1 pseudogene is annotated in these 1,532 nt (G+C 63.4%); it reads right to left on the reverse strand.

The annotated features are described in order from the left end of the window. Positions 1 to 1,170: 1,170 nt before the first annotated feature. A pseudogene (locus tag Gocc_RS16835) lies at positions 1,171 to 1,398 on the reverse strand (transposase); the annotation flags it as partial. Positions 1,399 to 1,532: the final 134 nt, after the last annotated feature.

A 1,532-nucleotide genomic window follows, 5' to 3' on the forward strand; every position in this document is an offset into this window, starting at 1 on the left:
GGCGGGCGATCGCCGAGATCGACCACCCGCGGCGGTGTAGAGCACTCGCTTCCACGAACTCCTCCTCTGTCAGCATCCCGCGCGGCCTCCTCTTGTCGCTGCGGCGGTTGACACCGCAAGCGTGGGAGGGGGTCCCGCTGTTGGCCTATGCGGCCGGCCCGACGCTCAGCTGAGGAACTTCGACGATCGAGGGTGGGGAACTTCGGCGATCGCCGTCACAACCCCAGACATGAATCTGACCGAGTTGCTCGAAGCGCTCGTCGAACGTCTGCCCCAGGGTCGGCTGGGCCAGTTCGTTCACAGTTCCCCGATCGACTGGACGTGTGGGAGATCAAGGCTCGGAGTGACGGCTCCCTCGACCTCCAGCGTGGCGGGAATCCTCTCGCTCAGGCTCATCAGGATGCTCGCGAGTTCCAAGAAACGTGGCGATCTCATCGTCAGTCGCGGGCCGTTGCGAGCCGTCCTCGAGGACGATCGTGTACTGACGTTGAACCCCCACCCCCCTTGGGACTTGGCCCGATGGTTCGGGACGGTCTTCAGGGGAGTGGGGGCTACTCATCAACTCAACAATTCAACGTTGCATAGCCGCTCGAGTTGGCCCAGTAGCTCGAGTTGCCTTGGAGAGACCAGTGGACAACCGTCAACACGGTTCGCCAACTCCTGGTGGGGCGGTTGGCGGGACAACCATAAGCCGCGCTCCATGCTGTCCAGCTGCCTGCTCCGTACCAGTGCGTACCGCTGGAACAGGCTTGGAGAGGCCCGCCATAGTCAAGGCAGACAGTCCAGTTGGAATGAGATAGGTTCACGCACGACGTAAAGTCGGACGGCCCTTGAATCACTCCCTGATAGACGAACGAGGGCGGCCAGGTGTTGTTCTCGCACCCGAAAAAGTCGTCGGCAGCCCTAGCTTTTGAGTCAGTCCGAGCGACCGTTACGAACTGACCACCGTTGGGATCCATCGAAACGACTCTCTCCCCCGAACCAACGCCTTGGAAGGTGCTCCTTAACGACGCGCTCCCGGGGGCAATCACACGGTCACCATCTCCTGCGCGAGCCACGCCGACCGTCGCTCCAGAGATCAGTGCGGCGGCCAACCCGACACCAAGCCAAACGCGGCGAATCTTGGGCATTTCTCTCCACCTCCCAACAGGCCGGTGTGCGACCGGCGTCGCGCCGCAGTTGACCAAGCTCGAATCTAGCACTCCACTCATCGAGACGGCGGTAGCAGGTCGAGCCGCCGCCGAAGCCGAGCTCGAGCGGCAGATGACGCCACGCGATCCCGGTATGCAGCACGAACAAGATGCCCTGCAACGCCTGCCGGTCAGGCAGACGCTTGCGTCCCGGATAGCGAAAGCGCCGCTCCACCTTCGGCAGCAACGGCTCGATCCGCTTCCACAGCTCGTCCTCGGCGCGACGGTTTGAAGTGGCCCCGCTGCGACGGCTTCAACTGGCCCCACCTCCGTCCGATCGGCGGCCAAGCGTTCGTGGCTCATCGAGCTCGAGCGGGAGGAGCCAGTGGGGATGTGGTCGAG

It is taken from the genome of Gaiella occulta (assembly GCF_003351045.1).
Classification (GTDB): domain Bacteria; phylum Actinomycetota; class Thermoleophilia; order Gaiellales; family Gaiellaceae; genus Gaiella; species Gaiella occulta.